Raw genomic sequence first — 15,582 nt, 5'->3', positions numbered from 1 at the left:
GCTCGGTCGTTCCTGAACGGCCGCCTGGGAAGGAAGACGAATGGCGATCATTGCAATGCGGGACGTGGTGAAGGAGTATCCCTCGCCCAAGCGGGGCGGCGACCCCACCCGCGCCGTGGACGGCGTCTCGCTCGACATCGAGGCGGGCGACATCTACGGCGTCATCGGCTACTCGGGCGCGGGCAAGTCCACGCTCGTGCGGCTCATCAACGCCCTCGAGCCCACCACGTCGGGATCGATCGAGATCGACGGCACCGACATCACGCGGCTCGGGGAGTCGAAGCTGCAGGCGGTGCGCACCGACATCGGGATGATCTTCCAGCAGTTCAACCTGTTCAACTCGCGCAACGTCGCCGCCAACGTCGCCTTCCCCATGAAGATCGCCAAGGTCGACAAGGCGAAGCGCGACAAGCGGGTCGCCGAGCTGCTCGACTTCGTGGGGCTCTCCGACCGGGCGACCTCCTTCCCCGATCAGCTCTCGGGCGGCCAGAAGCAGCGCGTCGGGATCGCCCGCGCGCTCTCCACCTCGCCGAAGATCCTGCTCGCCGACGAGGCCACGAGTGCGCTCGACCCGCAGACCACCGCGGACGTGCTCGACCTCCTCCAGCTCGTGAACCGCGAGTTCGGCATCACCATCGTCGTCATCACGCACGAGATGGACGTGATCAAGCGCATCGGCACGAAGGTCGCGGTCATGGAGCACGGCAAGGTCGTGGAGCACGGCGACGTGTTCAGCATCTTCTCGAACCCCCGGCACCGCGCCACGGCGCGCTTCGTGTCGACGATCATCGCCGGCACCCCGAGCGACCGCGAGCTCGAGGAGCTGCGCACCCGCCATCGGGGCACGCTCGTGACCGTGAGCGTGGACGACCACCAGACGGCTCCGCACGAGGTGCTCAGCCGGCTCATCGGACCGGGCACGCAGGCCCAGCTCGTCTACGGCGGCATGAACGAGCTCGGCGGCCGCAGCTTCGGCCACCTCACCTTCGAGCTGCTCGGCGAGGATGCGAAGGTGCGCGAGTCGATCGCGCAGGTCGCGCAGATCGCCAGCATCAAGACCCTCGAGGAGGTGGCGGAGTAATGGAGAACTTCGATCGTCTCGTCGACCTGCTCGACAAGCTCCCCGAGGAGCTCGCGACCACGCTGTGGCTCGTCGCGCTCGCGATGGTCTTCGGCGGCATCATCGGCCTCGTGCTCGGCGTCACGCTGTACGCCACCCGGCCCGGCAACATCCTCGAGAACAAGTGGATCTTCAACGTCCTGAACGTGATCGTGAACGTGTTCCGGCCGATCCCCTTCATCATCCTGCTCGCCGCGCTGCAGCCCTTCGCGCGGGCCATCATCGGCGTCGGCATCGGCAATCCGATGGCGATCTTCGCGATGACCTTCGCGGCCACCTTCGGCATCTCCAGGCTCGTGGAGCAGAGCCTCGTCACGGTGCCCGCGGGCGTCGTCGAGGCCGCCCGGGCGAGCGGCGCCGGTCGGCTGCGCACGCTCGTCACCGTCGTGATCCCCGAGGGCCTCGGGCCGCTCATCCTCGGCTACACCTTCGCCTTCGTGGCCGTGATCGACATGTCGGCGGTCGCCGGCTACGTCGGAGGCAACGGTCTGGGCGACTTCGCGATCCAGTACGGCTACCGCCAGTTCAACCCGTGGGTCACGTGGGCCGCGGTGGTGCTCATCATCGTGATCGTGCAGGTCGTGCAGTTCCTCGGCAACTGGCTCGCGAAGAAGGCGATGCGCAGGTAGGAAACGCGTAGACTGGAGCAATTGTCCACAGCCCGCGCCGAAAGGAGTCGAATTGCGATTCCGCGTCGGTGCCTACGGGGTGATCGTCCAGGACCGGAAGATCCTTCTGGCTCATTGGAACGCGCACGGCCGGTCGGGCTGGACGCTGCCGGGCGGCGGCATCGAGGCGGGGGAGGACCCGTACGAGGCCGCCGTCCGGGAGATCCGCGAGGAGACCGGCTACGAGGCCTCGATCGACCAGATGCTCGGCGTCGACTCGATCGTGGTCAACGCGCGCAACCGCAAACGCGCGGGCAAGCCCGCCGAGGCACCGCTCCAGAACGTGCGCATCGTCTACCTGGCGAGCATCGTGGGCGGCGAGCTGCGCCACGAGGTCGACGGCACCACGGATGAGGCCAAGTGGTTCGACCTCTCGGAGGTGAAGACCCTGCAGACGGTCTCGCTCGTCAAGGTCGCGATGCGCCTCTACCACGAGCGCCCGCGCAACGGGCACCTCGAGCGGCTGCCGCGGCGACGCCGGTAGCGCGGTCGGGTCGGCCGGCGTTCTCGTCGGCGTCTTGGCGGGCGCGTTCCCGGCTCGGTTGTGGTGCCCGGCTCGGCCTTCGGGTTCGGCTGGCCTTAGGTTCGGTTCGCCTGGGGCGAGACGTCCAGCTTGTCTGGGGCGTATGGCCGAGGTGCCCACCTATCCCGGCCGGCGGGGCTATTCACCCCCGATGCGTCGCTGCGGCCGGATGCCGGTGGCGGGCTGGCCGGCTGCCGGCACCTTGGGAGCGTGCTGCGGGTTTGGGGCGAATAGCCGTGGCATCCACGGATGTTGGTTGGCCGGGCTATTCATCCCCGGCGCGTCGCTATGGGGCCGGCTGCCGCAGGCTGGTCGGATACCGCCGCGCCGGATGTCGGTGGCCAGCACCTTGGGGAGTATTGCGTTTGGGGTGCATGGCCCGTGCATCCACATATGCGGGGTGGTGCGGCTATTCGTCTCTGAGCGGGTGCGTGTTCGTGCGCGGCAGGATTAGACGTGGGTCGGTTTGGGGTGCATGGCCCGCGCGTCCACGGATGCGGGGTGGCGCGGCTATTCGTCCCTGAAGGGGTGCTTGCTTGTGCGGGTGCTTGCCGTGCGTGGCGGAATGCTGTGCGGGCGGATGATGCGTGGCGGGATGCTGTGCGCGTCGGGGTGCCATGCGCGTCGGGGTGCCGTGCGGGCCCGAGAGGTCGTGCCGGAAAGACAAGGCGGCCCCCGGATCTCCGGGGGCCGCCTTCACGCTCGGGGCGCCTGCGCGGACGCCTAGTCGCGGGTCACCGACTCGACGGGGGCGTCGAGCTCCTCGTCCGCGATCCACAGGTCGTCGTCGGCGCGGAAGGTCTGCCACAGCGCGTAGCCGACTGCGGCGAGCGCCGCGACGCCGGCGCCGATCAGGAACCAGCCGCCGACGCCGGGGCCGGACTTCGAATCCTTCTTCGCCTGCTTCGCGGCCTTCTTGGCTTCCTTCTCCAGCTGCTTACGGGCCTCGTTCACTCGTTCACTCGCTTTCTTCGCGATCTTCTCGCCACGGGACTGCACCTGCTTGATGGTCTTGTTCGAGTCGACGAACTCGCGCACCGCGCCGGTCACGTTGCCGCCCGCCTGGGCGATCGCGGGAAGGACGTTGCGCTGCAGGGTCTTCTCCACGGTGTGCAGGGCGCTGCGGCCCGTCTCGACGCCGCGATCGAACGCGGGACGGATGTTCGTGTCGACCGTCTTGCGGACCGCGGGGACGACCTGGTCGTCCGCATAGTCGCGCGCGGACTCGAGACCCCGGCCGCCGAGCTCGCGGGCCTTGCTCAGCACCGTCTGCTGCTCGCTCCAGAGCCGGTCGGCATCCCTGCGGAGACGCTTCAGCTTGCGCTTGTTCTTCCTTGAAAGTGCCATTGCTACCTCCGGCATCTACATGCGATTTCCTGCTGGATTCCAACAAGCATCTTGTCACGCGGCATTGCGCGCTTCCTGAATCTGCGCCACCAGTGAACTTCACCGGCGGAGTCGGGTGCCTGTGCGAGGATTATCCCCATGAGTAACGCGACCGCAGTACTGACGCTGCACACCAACCACGGCGACATCAAGCTCAACCTCTTCGGCAACCACGCGCCGAACACGGTGAAGGTCATCACCGGCCTCGCCACGGGCGACCTCGAGTGGACCGACCCCGAGACCGGCGAGAAGAAGCAGGAGCCCTACTACTCGGGCGTCGTCTTCCACCGCATCATCGGCGACTTCATGCTGCAGGGCGGCGACCGCACCGGCACCGGCACCGGCGGCCCCGGCTTCACCTTCGACGACGAGATCCACCCGGAGCTCAACTTCAACCAGCCCTACGTGCTGGCGATGGCGAACGCCGGCAAGATCGCGGGCCGCGGCACCAACGGCTCGCAGTTCTTCATCACCACCGGCGCCACCGACTGGCTCATGGGCAAGCACACCGTCTTCGGCGAGGTCGCGGACGAGGCCTCGAAGCGCGTCGTCGACGAGCTCAACGCCGTGCCGACCGACGGCCGCGACCGTCCGCTCGAGGACGTCGTGATCGAGTCGACCACCGTCGAGCAGCTCTAGCGGACCGGGAGCCGATCGCACACCCATGACCACCCCGACCGGGAGCCGGCGCAACGCCGACGACTACTGCTACCGCCACAAGAAGCGCGAGAGCTACACGCTCTGCCAGCGCTGCCACCGGACCATCTGCCCGGAGTGCCAGACGCAGGCCCCGGTCGGGGTGATCTGTCCCGAGTGCCTGGCCAAAGGCCAGGCGAAGTTCAAGGCTCAGCGTCCGCGCCGCTCCATCCGCTCCCGCTTCATCGGCGCGGATTCGCCGGTCACCTACACGCTGATCGGCCTCCTCGTGGTCGTCGGGCTGCTCGACTGGCTGACGGGGATCGGCGGCCGGTCGGTCATCTTCCAGCTCGCCGCGTACTCGCCGCAGTACACCGACCTGCAGCACGTCACAGCCACGGGCGCCACCGCCTTCGAGCCCTGGCGGATGCTCACCTCCGCGTTCCTGCACGGCGGCATCATGCATTTCGTGATGAACGCGCTGACGCTCTGGATCTTCGGCCGCGCGCTCGAGCCGCTGCTCGGCTCGCTGCGCTTCCTCGTGCTCTACCTCGTGTCGGCGCTCGGCGGCTCGCTCGCCGTGGCGGTGCTCGCCCCCACCACATGGGTGGTCGGCGCCTCGGGCGCGATCTTCGGGCTCATCGCGGCGTGGTTCGTGGTGCTGCGCAAGCAGCGGCAGGACGTCACGCCCATGCTCGTGCTCATCGGCATCAACGTGGTCATGGCCCTCATGAACCCGGGGATCTCGTGGCAGGCGCATCTCGGCGGCTTCATCGTGGGCGGCATCTGCGCGCTGCTGAACTTCTCCGACTACGGCAAGTCGCTCCGGCGCACGCTCGGGCTCTGGGCGCAGATCCTCATCGGCGCGCTGTGCGTCGCGCTGCCGCCGCTGCTGGGCTCGCTCGGGGTCATCGGGGCATAGTCCTGCAACGCGCTGCGGCTCCGGGGATCCCCCGGGGCCGCAGCGATTTCCACGGATCCTCCACAGATCCGGGAGGATTGCCCACAACGCCGTGCAAAGTTATCCACATGGTTATGCACACCTGGGGAGAATTACAGCCGTGTAATTCACAATTCGTGAGTCTCGACTCACGCCCCTGTGGATAACTCGAGGGCTATTTCCAGTTGGTCATCATCAGGAAGCCGACCATCGCGATCCCGAAGCCCACGAGGATGTTCCAGTCGCCGAGCGTCCGGATGGGGAAGTACCCCTGCGACAGGTAGTAGACGAGGATCCAGAGGAAGCCGAGCAGCAGGAAGCCGAACATGATCGGCTTGAACCACACCGGGTTGCCCGCCTCGGCCGTCTGCTTGCGATCCGAATGGCGCAGCTGCTCCTTGGTCATGGTCGAGCGCTTGTCGGCCTCCGCGGCGGCCTTGGCCGATGCCTTGGAGGGGCGCTTGGGCGTGGCCTTGCCCTTCTTGCCGCTGGCCCGGGCGGCGATCTCCTTGGAGCGGCGGATGCGCTCCTTCTCGGAGAGCTTCTCGTCCTGCTCGGCGCGGTCGGCCTTGGACTTGGCGGACTTCGACTTCGAGGATTCGGACTTCGACTTCGACGACCGGGATTTCGAAGTCTTCGCCGCGGCGGCTTCGGACTCGTCGTCGGCTTCAGATACCTCGTCGGCCTCGGCGTCCCCGTCGACCTCCGACTCCTCGTCCTGGGAATCGGCGTCCTCCGAGTCCTCCTCGTCCGCGTCCTCGGCGGCGTCGGTCGCCTCGGCTGCCTCGTCCGGCTCGGCGTCGTCGGCTGTCGTGGTGGTGTCGTCCTGCTCGGGTTCGATGGTCTCGTCGAACTCGTTCTCGGCAGGCGTTGAGGCAGTCTCCTTGGGCATGACTTAATCCTAGCGACATACACTTAAATGCATGGCAGTTGCGCAACATGATCGGGCTCGGATGAAGTCCGGCCGCTGGTCCAAACCCAAGCGGCGCCCGAAGGTCACCGTCACCGGTGTGCTCGGCGAGATGCTGCTCACCGTCGGCGCGCTGCTGCTGCTGTTCATCGGCTGGAAGTACTTCTACTTCGACGGCCTCACGGGCAACGAGCAGAACGAGGCGGGGCACGAGCTCAGCCAGCAGTTCGCCGAGCAGTACGACGAGAGCGAGGCGCCCGAGCTGGATGAGGACGGCATCCCCATCCGCCCCGCGCCCACGGAGGAGGGCGTGCCCTTCGCCGTGATCTACGTGCCGGCCTGGGAGGGCGACTTCTCGCGGACCATCGCGACCGGCACCTCCTTCTGGGGCGTGCTGGACCAGTACGTCGGCTACTACCCCGAGACGGACCCGGTGGGCTCGGTCGGCAACTTCGTCATCGCCGGCCACCGCTGGGGCTATGGATCCGCGTTCAAGGAGGTGCCGGATCTCTCCGTCGGCGACAACATCTACATCGAGACCGTGGACGGCTGGTACGTCTACACCTATCGGTCGGGCGAGTACGTGGCGCCCACCGAGGTGTCGATCCTCTCGGACGTCCCCCGCTTCCCCGAGGAGACGGGCCAGGACCGCATCATGATCCTGCAGACCTGCAACCCGATCTACACCTCCTCGCTCGAGCGGCAGGTGGCCTACACGGTGCTCGTGGACTTCGTGCCCCGCTCGGAGGGGCCGCCCGAGGAGATCGCGCACATCTTCGAGGCGCGCTCGGAGAACAACGGCAACGACACGGGAGGCGATCTCTGATGTACGGAGCGCTCTGGCGTGCGATCCCCGGCCCCTGGCCGATCAAGCTGCTCGTCTACCTCGTGCTCATCGCGGCGGTGCTCTACGCGCTCGCCACGTGGGTGTTCCCGTGGGTCGACGAGAACATCGTGCTGCCCAATACCGGCGACATCACGATCTCGATGGGGATGCTCGACACGTCCTCGATCGAGTAGTCCGCCGGCGGACCCGCCGTCCGCACGGCCGACCCGACTCATCGGCGCGAAAGACGAACGCGACCACTCGCCGGGAGTGGTCGCGTTCGTCGTGGAGCACGGATGTCGCGGCGCCGACTTGCAGCGCCTCAGCCGGTCAGCCCTCGCCCTCGGGGTCCCCCTCGGCGGCCGCATCGGCATCCGCCGCAGCCTCGGGATCGCGGCCGGCGTCCGGGTCATCGGAGGGGTTGGGGTCCTCGGTGGGCGGCGGCGCGGGCTGGTCCTCGAGGGCGCAGTACACGAGGCCGACGGCGGAGCCCTGATCGACCTTGCCGGGCGCGACGGTCATGTTCGTCACGGGCAGGCCGTCCTCCGCCAGGCAGGTGAAGTCCTCCTGCCGGTCGACCATGAGGCCGAGGTCGGCGACGATCTCCTCCGCATCCGCGAGCCGCTCGCCGCGCAGATCGGGGAGCGTGACCTGGCCGCTCGAGACGTAGATGTCGATGGAGGCGCCGGGCGAGGCCGGACGGCCGATGCCGGGCTCGCTGCGGATGACCAGGCCGGCTTCGACCGCCGGCGAGTCCTCCCGGTACACCGAGCCGAGCGAGAGCCCGACGGCCTCGAGCGCATCACGGGCCTCGTCCTCCGTCATATCGGAGAGGTTCGGCACGTTGATCGACTCCGGGCCCACCGAGACCGTGATAGTCACGACGGTGTCGCGGTCGACCGAGGCCTCCGCCGGCGGGGTCTGCTCGATGACGTGGTCGATCTCGACCTCGTCGCTCGTGGCGGTCTGGATCTCGAACTGCAGCTCCGCGCCCTCGATCTCCGCGATCGCCTCATCCTTGTGCATGCCGGCGACGTCTGGCACGGTCACGCTCGCGGAGGGGATCTGCCCCTCGTCGGGCAGCAGCGCCACCCAGACGAGCACGCCGATCACGACGGCGAGGACGAGCCCCGCCGCGCCCCAGATCCACATGGCCGGGGGCCGGCGCTGCACCTGCGGCGCCCGGTCGTCCTCGGTGTCCATGGACTCGAGGGCAGACTCGGTGGCGTCCACCGCGGTCGGGCCGGGGCCGAACAGCTCGGTCGGGGTCTCCTCGGCCGCGCCGGCGGTGTAGGAGGGGGCGATGCCCTGAAAGGCGTTGACGAGGTCGGTGCGGAACTCCGCGGCGGTCTGGTAGCGGTCCTCGCGGCGCTTGGCCAGGGCCTTGAGCGTCACGGCGTCGAGCGCCGCGGTGACCTTGGGGTTCAGCTCGCTCGGTCGGCGGGGCGGCTCGGTGACGTGCTGGTACGCGACCGCCACGGCCGAGTCGCCCTGAAAGGGCACCCGCCCGGTGAGCATCTCGTAGAGCACGACGCCGGCGGAGTAGAGGTCCGTGCGGCCGTCCACCTGCTCGCCGCGGGCCTGCTCTGGCGAGAAATAGGATGCGGTGCCGAGGATCGCGGTGGTCTGGGCGATGGTTCCGGCGGAATCGGAGATGGCGCGGGCGATGCCGAAGTCGGTGACCTTGACCTCGTCCGCGGTGGTGATCATCACGTTCGCGGGCTTGATGTCGCGGTGGACCACGCCCGCGCGGTGGGAGTACTCGAGCGAGGTCAGCAGCCCCGACATGTACTTCTCGATCTTGTCGTAGGGCAGCTCGCCCTCGGCCATGATGTGCCCGAGCTGACGGCCGTCGATGTACTCCATCACGATGTAGGGCACGACGATCTCGAAGCCGTCGTCCCGCACGAAGGTGTCCTCGCCGGCGTCGAAGACCCGCACGATGGTGGGGTGCGTCATACGGGCGGCCGCCTGCGCCTCCTGCCGGAAGCGCTTGCGGAACTCCGACTCGGTCGCGAGGTTCGTGTGCAGGAGCTTGGCCGCCACGCGCCGCCCGAGCCGCTGATCGATGGCGGCGTAGACCTCCGCCATGCCGCCGCGGCCAATGCGTCGACCGATCTGATAGCGGTCGGCTAGCGTGCGCTGAGCCTGGATCACGAGTCGAACTCCTCGGGGGTGCTGATGTCACGAACGGACGATGGCGAAGTGCCCAGTCTATCGGCCGCTTCGCTCATCGCTCGCGAAATCCGCACGAGGATGTACTAGTCGTTATCCTTCCGTATCCGCGTCGGCACTTGCCTCCGGGTCGGCGCTCTCGTTCGCGTTCGGGTCCTGGTTGCCGAAGGAGCTGCCGTTCCCGTCCTGGTCGGCCGATCCGCCGTTGGCGTTGGCGTCGCTGCCGGGGGGCGGCGGCGTGTCGACCGAGGCGGTCTCCGAGAAGGACGAGGCGGTGCCGTTGCAGGTCTGCTGGTACCGCACGTCCACCCGCGTCGCGCCGTCGGGGATCGAGACGCCGAAGGAGGTCTCGGTCGTCTGCTCGGTGGTGGTCCCGACGCCGGCCCACGAGTACTCGATCGTGAAGCCGTCGAAGCTCTGGCCGGGAGGGCACTGGCTCTGCAGCTGGACGATCACGTCGCTGCCCTGGATCTGCACGGTGGGCACCGGCGGCGCATCCGGCGTCTGCACATCCGTGTAGACGGTGAGCTGCACGCTCGAACCCGGCTCGACGTTGCCGGTGGGGTTGACCTCGTGCACGCGCCCCACATCGGACTGCGAGGGCGCGGCGTTGCCGTCGACGCGCACCGGGACGAGCCCGAGCTGGGTGAGGCGCGAGGCGGCCTCCTCGTAGGTCATGCCCACGTACTCGTCCGCGTTGATGGTGACCGAGGCGGGCTCCGTCTCGGTGGGCTCGGGGTCGGGGGTCTCGACCTGCGTCTGCGAGGGCGTCGGCGTGGGCTCCGGCTCGCCGGAGTTGAGCAGCGCGAAGCCGAGGATGCCGAGCGCGATCGCGAGCAGCGCGATGGCGCCCACGAGCCACCAGCGCCACTGGCCGGACTTCTTCTTCTCGGCCTCTTCCTCCTCCTCCGGAGTGGGCGCGGCGAGGCCCTTCGTGGCCGTCTGCTCGTCGTTCTGCTGCAGCAGGTCGTCGAAGGTGCTGGTCGGCTCGGTGCCCGAGAGCACCGTGGTGGGGCGCTCGTCCGACAGCACCTGCGTGCGGTCGAGCGGCGCGGTGGCCGTGCCGACCCCTTCGCCGAGCACCGCGGGCACCGCCTGCGCGGCCCGCTGCACCTGGCCGTCGCGCAGGGCGGCCGCGGCGCGCGAGAATGCATCCGCCGACTCGGGGCGGTCCTTCGGATCCTTGGCGATCGACGCCATCACGAGGTTGCGGACGGGCTCCGGCACCGTGACGGGCAGCGGCGAGGGGTCGTCGTTGATGTGCGCCATCGCGATGGCAACCTGCGACTCGCCCGTGAACGGGCGGCGGCCGGCGAGCGACTCGTACGCGACGATGCCGAGCGAGTAGATGTCCGTGGCCGCCGTGGCGGGGTGGCCGGAGGCCTGCTCGGGGGAGAGGTACTGGACCGTGCCCATCACCTGGCCGGTGGCCGTGAGCGGCACCTGGTCGGCGATCCGGGCGATGCCGAAGTCGGTGATCTTGACCCGGTGGTCCGGCGTGATGAGCAGGTTCCCGGGCTTGATGTCGCGGTGCACGAGCCCGGCGCGGTGGGCGGCCGAGAGCGCGGAGCTCGTCTGCGCGACGATGTCCATCACCTGGTCGGCCGGCAGCACCCGCTCGCGCTCGAGGATGGTCGAGAGCGCCTCGCCGGGCACGAGCTCCATGACGAGGTAGGCGGAGCCGTTCTCCTCGCCGTAGTCGTAGACGTTGGCGATGCCCTCGTGGTTGACGAGCGCGGCGTGGCGGGCCTCGGCGCGGAAGCGCTCGAGGAACCCCGGGTCGCCCATGTATTCGTCTTTGAGGATCTTGATCGCGACCTGGCGGCCGATCACCAGATCGGTGGCCTCCCAGACCTCGCCCATGCCGCCGATGGCGATGCGGCTCCCGAGTTGGTATCGGTTACCAAACGTGACACCCTGCCCAGGCCTCATACCTCAAGCACCGCCTTAATCACTTGCTGTCCAATCGTAGCCGCGAGGCCGTTTCCCGTTCCGCTTTGGCCCATGCCGCCTCCATCCTCGAGGACGACCGCGACCGCCACCTGTTCGTCATCCGTCTCGGCGAATCCTGTGAACCATAGCGAGTACGGCTCACCTTCACCATTCTCAGCCGTGCCGGTCTTGCCCGCCACATCGATCCCCGAGATCTGCGCGTTCGACGCGACGCCGCTCGACACGCTGTCCTGCATCATGGAGGTGAGCGCCTCGGCGGTCTCCGCCGAGATGGGCGATCCGACGGACTCGATCTGCGGACCCTGCAGCACCTGCAGGTTCGGTGCGAGCACCTGGTCCACGAGCGTCGGCTGGATGAGTTCGCCGCCGTTCGCGATGGCTCCTGAAATCATCGCGATCTGCAGCGGGGTTGCGCGGACCTCGTACTGGCCGAAGCCGGTCAGCGCGGTCTGCGCATCATCGAGTGTAGTCGTCGGATAGACGCTCGCGGCGCTGTCGAACGGAACGCTGAAGGATTGGTTGAATCCGAAGGCCTCGGCCATCTCGCGGATCTTCTCGTCGCCGAGCTCGACCGCGAGCTGGGCGAACGGGATGTTGCAGGAGAACTCGATCGCGGTGCGCAGCGAGGTCGTGTCGCCGGAGCCGCAGGTCTGGCCGTGGTTGGGGTTGTACACCTTCGCGGTGGAGCCGGGAAGGGTCCACTCGGCGGGGTTGTCGAGCTCGCCGTCGATCGTGGCGATGCCCTCCTCGAGGGCCGCGGCCGCGATCACGAGCTTGAACACCGAGCCGGGAGGGTTCATGTTGCCCGCCGTGGCGCGGTTGTAGAGCGGGTTGGAGGGGTCGTTGAGGAGCCCGTTGTAGTTCGCGAGGATCTCGGCGTCGTCGTGCATCGCGAGGTTGTTGGGGTCGTAGGAGGGGGTGCTCACCATCGCGTAGATCGCGCCCGTCTCCGGGTTGTACGCGATCACCGCGCCGGGGCGGCCGTCGAGCGCGTTCCAGGCGGCCTCCTGCGCGACGGGGATGATCGTGGTCTCGATCGCGGCGCCGGCCTGCTGCTCGCCCGTGAACAGGTTGCTCAGGCTCGAGAAGAACTGGGCGTCCGAGCGGCCCGAGAGCTCCGCGTCCATCGCCGACTCGAGGTTGGTCGAGCCCTGGTTCGCCGAGTAGTAGCCGGTCACGGGGGCGTAGAGCTCGCCCTCCGTGTAGATGCGCTGGTACATGTAGTCCGTGCCGTCGGGCTCGGAGTAGGCGATGGGGTTGCCGTCGACGAGGATCGGCCCGCGCGCGATCTCGTAGCTCGCGATGAGCGTGCGGGTGTTGCGGGGGTCGGCGTTGAGGTTCGGCGCCTGGATCATCTGGATGATGGTCGAGGAGCTGAACATCGCGAGGAACATCGCGAGCATCAGGATGCCGACGACGCGGATATTGCGGCTCATGCGGAACCTCCCTTGGTCGGGGCCGGGGCACCGGAGCCGAGAGGCGAGCCCGAGGTGCGCACGGTGTCGCTCAGCCGCAGCAGGATCGCGATGATGATCCAGTTGGTGAGCAGACTCGAGCCGCCGGCGGCGAGGAACGGCGTGGTGAGGCCGGTGAGCGGGATGATGCGGGTCACGCCGCCGACGACGATGAAGACCTGCAGGCCGATCACGAACGAGAGGCCCGTCGCGAGCAGGCGGCCGAAGTCGTCGCCGCCGAGGTGGCCGATGCGGAATCCGCGGGCCACGAGCAGCAGGTAGAGCGCGAGGATCGCGAAGAGGCCCGCGAGCCCCAGCTCCTCGCCGAGCGAGGTGACGATGAAGTCGCTGTGCGGCAGCGGGGTGACCTCGGGGTGGCCCTGCCCGAGCCCGGTGCCGAGCAGGCCGCCGTTCGCGAGGCCGAACAGGCCCTGGACGAGCTGGTGGCTGCCGCCGATCGCGTCGTAGTGCTCGGCGCTGAACGGGTCGAGCCACGCATCCACGCGCCACTTGACGTAGCTCATGTTGAGCGCGGCGACCACGGCGCCGCCGAGGAAGAGCCCCATGCCGATGACGACCCAGGAGATCCGGCCCGTCGCGACGAAGATCATCACGAGGAAGAGGCCGAAGTACAGCAGCGAGGTGCCCAGGTCGCGCTGGAACACGAGGATGGCCATGCAGACGGCCCACACGATGAGGATGGGGCCGAGATCGCGCATCCGCGGCAGGTTCATGATGCCGAGGAACCGGCGGCTCACCATCGAGAGCGAGTCGCGCGCGGTCACGAGGTAGCCGGCGAAGAAGATCGCGAGCGTGATCTTCGCGATCTCGCCGGGCTGGAAGTTGAAGGGGCCGATCCGGATCCAGACGCGCGCGCTCTCGTTGTCGGCGGCGATGCCGGGCACGAGTGGCAGCAGCAGGAGGACGAGCGAGGCGAGGCCGAAGAGGTAGGTGTAGCGCTGCAGGACGCGGTGGTTGCGCAGCAGGAAGAGCACCACGATGGCGACCGCGACGCCCACGCCGGTGTAGATGATCTGCGCGTTGGAGGCGCCGGCCGCCGCCTCGTAGCCGGAGAGCTCGATGCGATAGATCATCGTGATGCCGATGCCGTTGATCGCCGTGGCGATCGGCAGCAGGAACGGATCGGCCTGCGGCGCCCGGAAGCGCAGCACGACGTGCATCGCGAGGGTGAGCCCGGCGACGAAGCCGAGCAGCGTCAGCACCTTCACGTCGAAGGCGCCGGTGACGCCGAGCTGCACCTGCAGGAGCGCGGCGAGCACGATCGCGTAGGCGAAGATCAGGAACCCGAGCTCCATGTTGCGCAGGCCCTGCCTGCGCTCCGAACGGCCCTTGGGGAGGGCTGCGCCGGCCGAGTTGGCGGGGGAACTAGCTGCGGCTGTCTGCTGCATCCTCCAACCTTTCTACGAGCGCCTGCGCCTCTTCGATCGAGCCGAACGCGATGGTCGAGTTCACCTGCATGTGCTGGTACGCGGGGAGGTTCTCGAGACGGATGTCGGTCTGCTCCACGAGCGAGGAGAGGTCGATCGACCCCAGCGAGGCGTGGACGCCCTGGAAGATCGCCACGTGGCCCTCGTACTCGCCGACGTAGTACTGGCCCTGGGTCCAGTTGTAGGCGAGCAGCACCGCGCCCGCGATGACCGCGAGCAGCACGAGCGCGCCTCCGGCCCACGTGAGGCGCCGGAACTGCTTGCGCTTGCGCTCCTCGTCGACGAGCTGCTGCAGGAACTCGTCGCTGGGCGGGACGTACTCCTCGCGCTCGGGGAGCTGCGCGAGCCGGCGGCTCGACTGCAGCACATCGGGCAGCAGCCGCTTGGGGCGGCGGGGGGCGCGGGAGGCGTAGCGGAGCGGATTCGCGGCGGCGCCGACGATGCGGCTGCGCATGGGCTCGAGCGTGCGGGCGCCGAGCTCGAGCACCACCACGGTGACGTTGTCGGGGGCGCCGTTGTCGAGGGCGAGCTGCACGAGGTCGTCCGCGACCTCGCGGGAGGATTCGACGCTGCGGCCGAGCACCGTGGCGATCTTGCTCTCGTCCACGTAGCTGGCGAGGCCGTCGGAGCACAGCAGCCAGCGGTCGCCGTCGAGGGCGGGGTAGACGTAGGTGTCTACGTCGGGCTCGGTCTCGACGTCGCCGAGCACGCGCATCAGCACCGACCGGCGCGGGTGCACGAGCGCTTCCTCGGGGGTGATGCGGCCCGCGTCCACGAGCCGCTGGACGAACGTGTGGTCCACCGTGACCTGCTCGAGCTGCCCGTCGTGGAAGCGGTAGACGCGAGAGTCGCCGATGTGGGCGATCACCATCTGGTCGCCGACGCGCGTGATGAGGTCGGCGGTGGTGCCCATGCCGCGCAGCTCGCTGTGCTCGTCGACGGCGTCGGTGATGAGCTCGTTCGCCTCGTGGAGGGCGTCGGTCAGGCCGCGCTCGGCCTCCTCGACCGTGTCGAACTGCCGGTCCTGCTCGGCGAGGTACTTGACGGCGATGGAGGAGGCGACGTCGCCTCCGGCGTGGCCGCCCATCCCATCCGCGACGCCGTAGACGTGCTTGCCGATGAAGCCGGAGTCCTGATTATTGGCACGGACCCGGCCCACATGCGACACCGCACCGGCGCGAACAACCTTGGTCATTAACGCAGCTCGAACGTGGTCGTGCCGATGCGGACGGAGACGCCGCGGCGCAGCTCGACCGGCTGGGTGACGCGCTCGCCGTTGATGAACGTGCCGTTGGTCGAGTCGAGGTCCTGGAGCATCCAGGCGCCGTCCCAGTTGAGGAGGCGGGCGTGGCGGGTGGAGGTGTAGTCGTCCTGGATCATGACGTCGGAGTCGCGTGCCCGGCCGATCGAGAGCGGTTCGCTGCCGAGCTCGATCTCCGTGCCGCGCTTGGGGCCGGAGGTGATGACGAGCCGCTTGAGCGGGTCCTCGCCGTTGGCCGGGGGAGGGGCCGGCGCCGACTGCGGTGTCGGGTTCGGGCGGGCC

15 protein-coding genes are annotated in these 15,582 nt (G+C 68.6%); 7 read left to right on the top strand and 8 right to left on the bottom strand.

The window, feature by feature from the left end:
* Positions 1-40: 40 nt before the first annotated feature.
* From FM112_RS08770 to FM112_RS08760, 3 genes are read left to right on the top strand one after another with little or no spacing between them, the layout of a single operon-like run.
* On the top strand, positions 41-1,081 hold the full coding sequence (locus FM112_RS08770) for a methionine ABC transporter ATP-binding protein (RefSeq protein ID WP_087006574.1): 1,041 nt from the start codon (positions 41-43) through the stop codon (positions 1,079-1,081).
* Positions 1,081-1,749, top strand: coding sequence for a methionine ABC transporter permease (locus tag FM112_RS08765; protein ID WP_087006572.1), 669 nt, complete (start codon positions 1,081-1,083; stop codon positions 1,747-1,749). The genes FM112_RS08770 and FM112_RS08765 overlap by 1 nt, the downstream gene beginning before the upstream one ends.
* A 52-nt stretch (positions 1,750-1,801) precedes the next feature.
* Positions 1,802-2,272, top strand: a complete 471-nt coding sequence (locus FM112_RS08760; RefSeq protein ID WP_087006570.1) for an NUDIX hydrolase — start codon at positions 1,802-1,804, stop codon at positions 2,270-2,272.
* Between the two features lie 762 nt (positions 2,273-3,034).
* Here the strand turns inward: FM112_RS08760 and FM112_RS08755 are convergent.
* Positions 3,035-3,658, bottom strand: coding sequence for a hypothetical protein (locus FM112_RS08755; protein ID WP_087006567.1), 624 nt, complete (start codon positions 3,656-3,658; stop codon positions 3,035-3,037).
* 138 nt (positions 3,659-3,796) lie between these two features.
* Between FM112_RS08755 and FM112_RS08750 the strand changes: the two genes are divergently transcribed.
* Positions 3,797-4,336 (top strand): peptidylprolyl isomerase, encoded by a 540-nt coding sequence (locus tag FM112_RS08750; RefSeq protein WP_087006565.1) that lies wholly within the window; start codon positions 3,797-3,799, stop codon positions 4,334-4,336.
* Positions 4,337-4,361: 25 nt separating this feature from the next.
* Positions 4,362-5,255 (top strand): rhomboid family intramembrane serine protease, encoded by an 894-nt coding sequence (locus tag FM112_RS08745; RefSeq protein WP_176386757.1) that lies wholly within the window; start codon positions 4,362-4,364, stop codon positions 5,253-5,255.
* Between the two features lie 193 nt (positions 5,256-5,448).
* Here FM112_RS08745 and FM112_RS17565 read toward each other — a convergent pair whose 3' ends face one another.
* The gene (locus tag FM112_RS17565; protein WP_254910426.1) at positions 5,449-6,165 is read right to left on the bottom strand and encodes a cell division protein CrgA; all 717 of its coding nucleotides are present in this window, start codon (positions 6,163-6,165) and stop codon (positions 5,449-5,451) included.
* A 31-nt stretch (positions 6,166-6,196) separates the two neighbouring features.
* Between FM112_RS17565 and FM112_RS08735 the strand changes: the two genes are divergently transcribed.
* Positions 6,197-7,009, top strand: coding sequence for a class E sortase (locus tag FM112_RS08735; protein WP_087006561.1), 813 nt, complete (start codon positions 6,197-6,199; stop codon positions 7,007-7,009).
* Positions 7,009-7,203, top strand: coding sequence for a hypothetical protein (locus FM112_RS08730; protein WP_087006559.1), 195 nt, complete (start codon positions 7,009-7,011; stop codon positions 7,201-7,203). The genes FM112_RS08735 and FM112_RS08730 overlap by 1 nt, the downstream gene beginning before the upstream one ends.
* Before the next feature lie 136 nt (positions 7,204-7,339).
* Here the strand turns inward: FM112_RS08730 and pknB are convergent, their stop codons facing one another.
* The 6 genes from pknB to FM112_RS08700 form a co-directional block, all read right to left on the bottom strand.
* Positions 7,340-9,166: a Stk1 family PASTA domain-containing Ser/Thr kinase gene (gene pknB, locus FM112_RS08725; protein WP_140400634.1), complete on the bottom strand. Its 1,827-nt coding sequence runs from the start codon at positions 9,164-9,166 to the stop codon at positions 7,340-7,342.
* Positions 9,167-9,277: 111 nt separating this feature from the next.
* The gene (locus FM112_RS08720) at positions 9,278-11,116 is read right to left on the bottom strand and encodes a protein kinase (protein ID WP_087006556.1); all 1,839 of its coding nucleotides are present in this window, start codon (positions 11,114-11,116) and stop codon (positions 9,278-9,280) included.
* Entirely contained in the window at positions 11,113-12,573 is a 1,461-nt protein-coding gene (locus FM112_RS08715) for a penicillin-binding protein 2 (protein WP_087006554.1), read from the bottom strand. Before FM112_RS08715 ends, FM112_RS08720 begins: the two co-directional genes overlap by 4 nt.
* Positions 12,570-14,000, bottom strand: coding sequence for an FtsW/RodA/SpoVE family cell cycle protein (locus tag FM112_RS08710; RefSeq protein WP_087006552.1), 1,431 nt, complete (start codon positions 13,998-14,000; stop codon positions 12,570-12,572). Before FM112_RS08710 ends, FM112_RS08715 begins: the two co-directional genes overlap by 4 nt.
* On the bottom strand, positions 13,978-15,234 hold the full coding sequence (locus tag FM112_RS08705) for a PP2C family serine/threonine-protein phosphatase (protein WP_087006550.1): 1,257 nt from the start codon (positions 15,232-15,234) through the stop codon (positions 13,978-13,980). Before FM112_RS08705 ends, FM112_RS08710 begins: the two co-directional genes overlap by 23 nt.
* Positions 15,234-15,582: FHA domain-containing protein (locus tag FM112_RS08700; RefSeq protein ID WP_140400633.1), on the bottom strand; the 349-nt coding region annotated here is incomplete at its 5' end. The genes FM112_RS08705 and FM112_RS08700, both read right to left, overlap by 1 nt.

Origin of the sequence: Gulosibacter sp. 10 (genome assembly GCF_900163695.1) — a bacterium.
In the GTDB taxonomy this organism is placed as follows: domain Bacteria; phylum Actinomycetota; class Actinomycetes; order Actinomycetales; family Microbacteriaceae; genus Gulosibacter.
The sequence above is the reverse complement of the archived record's forward strand: the minus strand, read 5'-3'. Positions and strand labels throughout refer to the sequence as shown.

What these genes read in the sequence shown, in the direction of transcription:
- FM112_RS08770 (WP_087006574.1), top strand. Translation starts at nt 41, where the DNA reads ATGGCGATCATTGCAATGCGGGACGTGGTGAAGGAGTATCCCTCGCCC.
- FM112_RS08765 (WP_087006572.1), top strand. Translation starts at nt 1,081, where the DNA reads ATGGAGAACTTCGATCGTCTCGTCGACCTGCTCGACAAGCTCCCCGAG.
- FM112_RS08755 (WP_087006567.1), bottom strand. Translation starts at nt 3,658, where the DNA reads ATGGCACTTTCAAGGAAGAACAAGCGCAAGCTGAAGCGTCTCCGCAGG.
- FM112_RS08750 (WP_087006565.1), top strand. Translation starts at nt 3,797, where the DNA reads ATGAGTAACGCGACCGCAGTACTGACGCTGCACACCAACCACGGCGAC.
- FM112_RS08745 (WP_176386757.1), top strand. Translation starts at nt 4,362, where the DNA reads ATGACCACCCCGACCGGGAGCCGGCGCAACGCCGACGACTACTGCTAC.
- FM112_RS17565 (WP_254910426.1), bottom strand. Translation starts at nt 6,165, where the DNA reads ATGCCCAAGGAGACTGCCTCAACGCCTGCCGAGAACGAGTTCGACGAG.
- FM112_RS08735 (WP_087006561.1), top strand. Translation starts at nt 6,197, where the DNA reads ATGGCAGTTGCGCAACATGATCGGGCTCGGATGAAGTCCGGCCGCTGG.
- FM112_RS08730 (WP_087006559.1), top strand. Translation starts at nt 7,009, where the DNA reads ATGTACGGAGCGCTCTGGCGTGCGATCCCCGGCCCCTGGCCGATCAAG.
- FM112_RS08720 (WP_087006556.1), bottom strand. Translation starts at nt 11,116, where the DNA reads ATGAGGCCTGGGCAGGGTGTCACGTTTGGTAACCGATACCAACTCGGG.
- FM112_RS08715 (WP_087006554.1), bottom strand. Translation starts at nt 12,573, where the DNA reads ATGAGCCGCAATATCCGCGTCGTCGGCATCCTGATGCTCGCGATGTTC.
- FM112_RS08710 (WP_087006552.1), bottom strand. Translation starts at nt 14,000, where the DNA reads ATGCAGCAGACAGCCGCAGCTAGTTCCCCCGCCAACTCGGCCGGCGCA.
- FM112_RS08705 (WP_087006550.1), bottom strand. Translation starts at nt 15,234, where the DNA reads ATGACCAAGGTTGTTCGCGCCGGTGCGGTGTCGCATGTGGGCCGGGTC.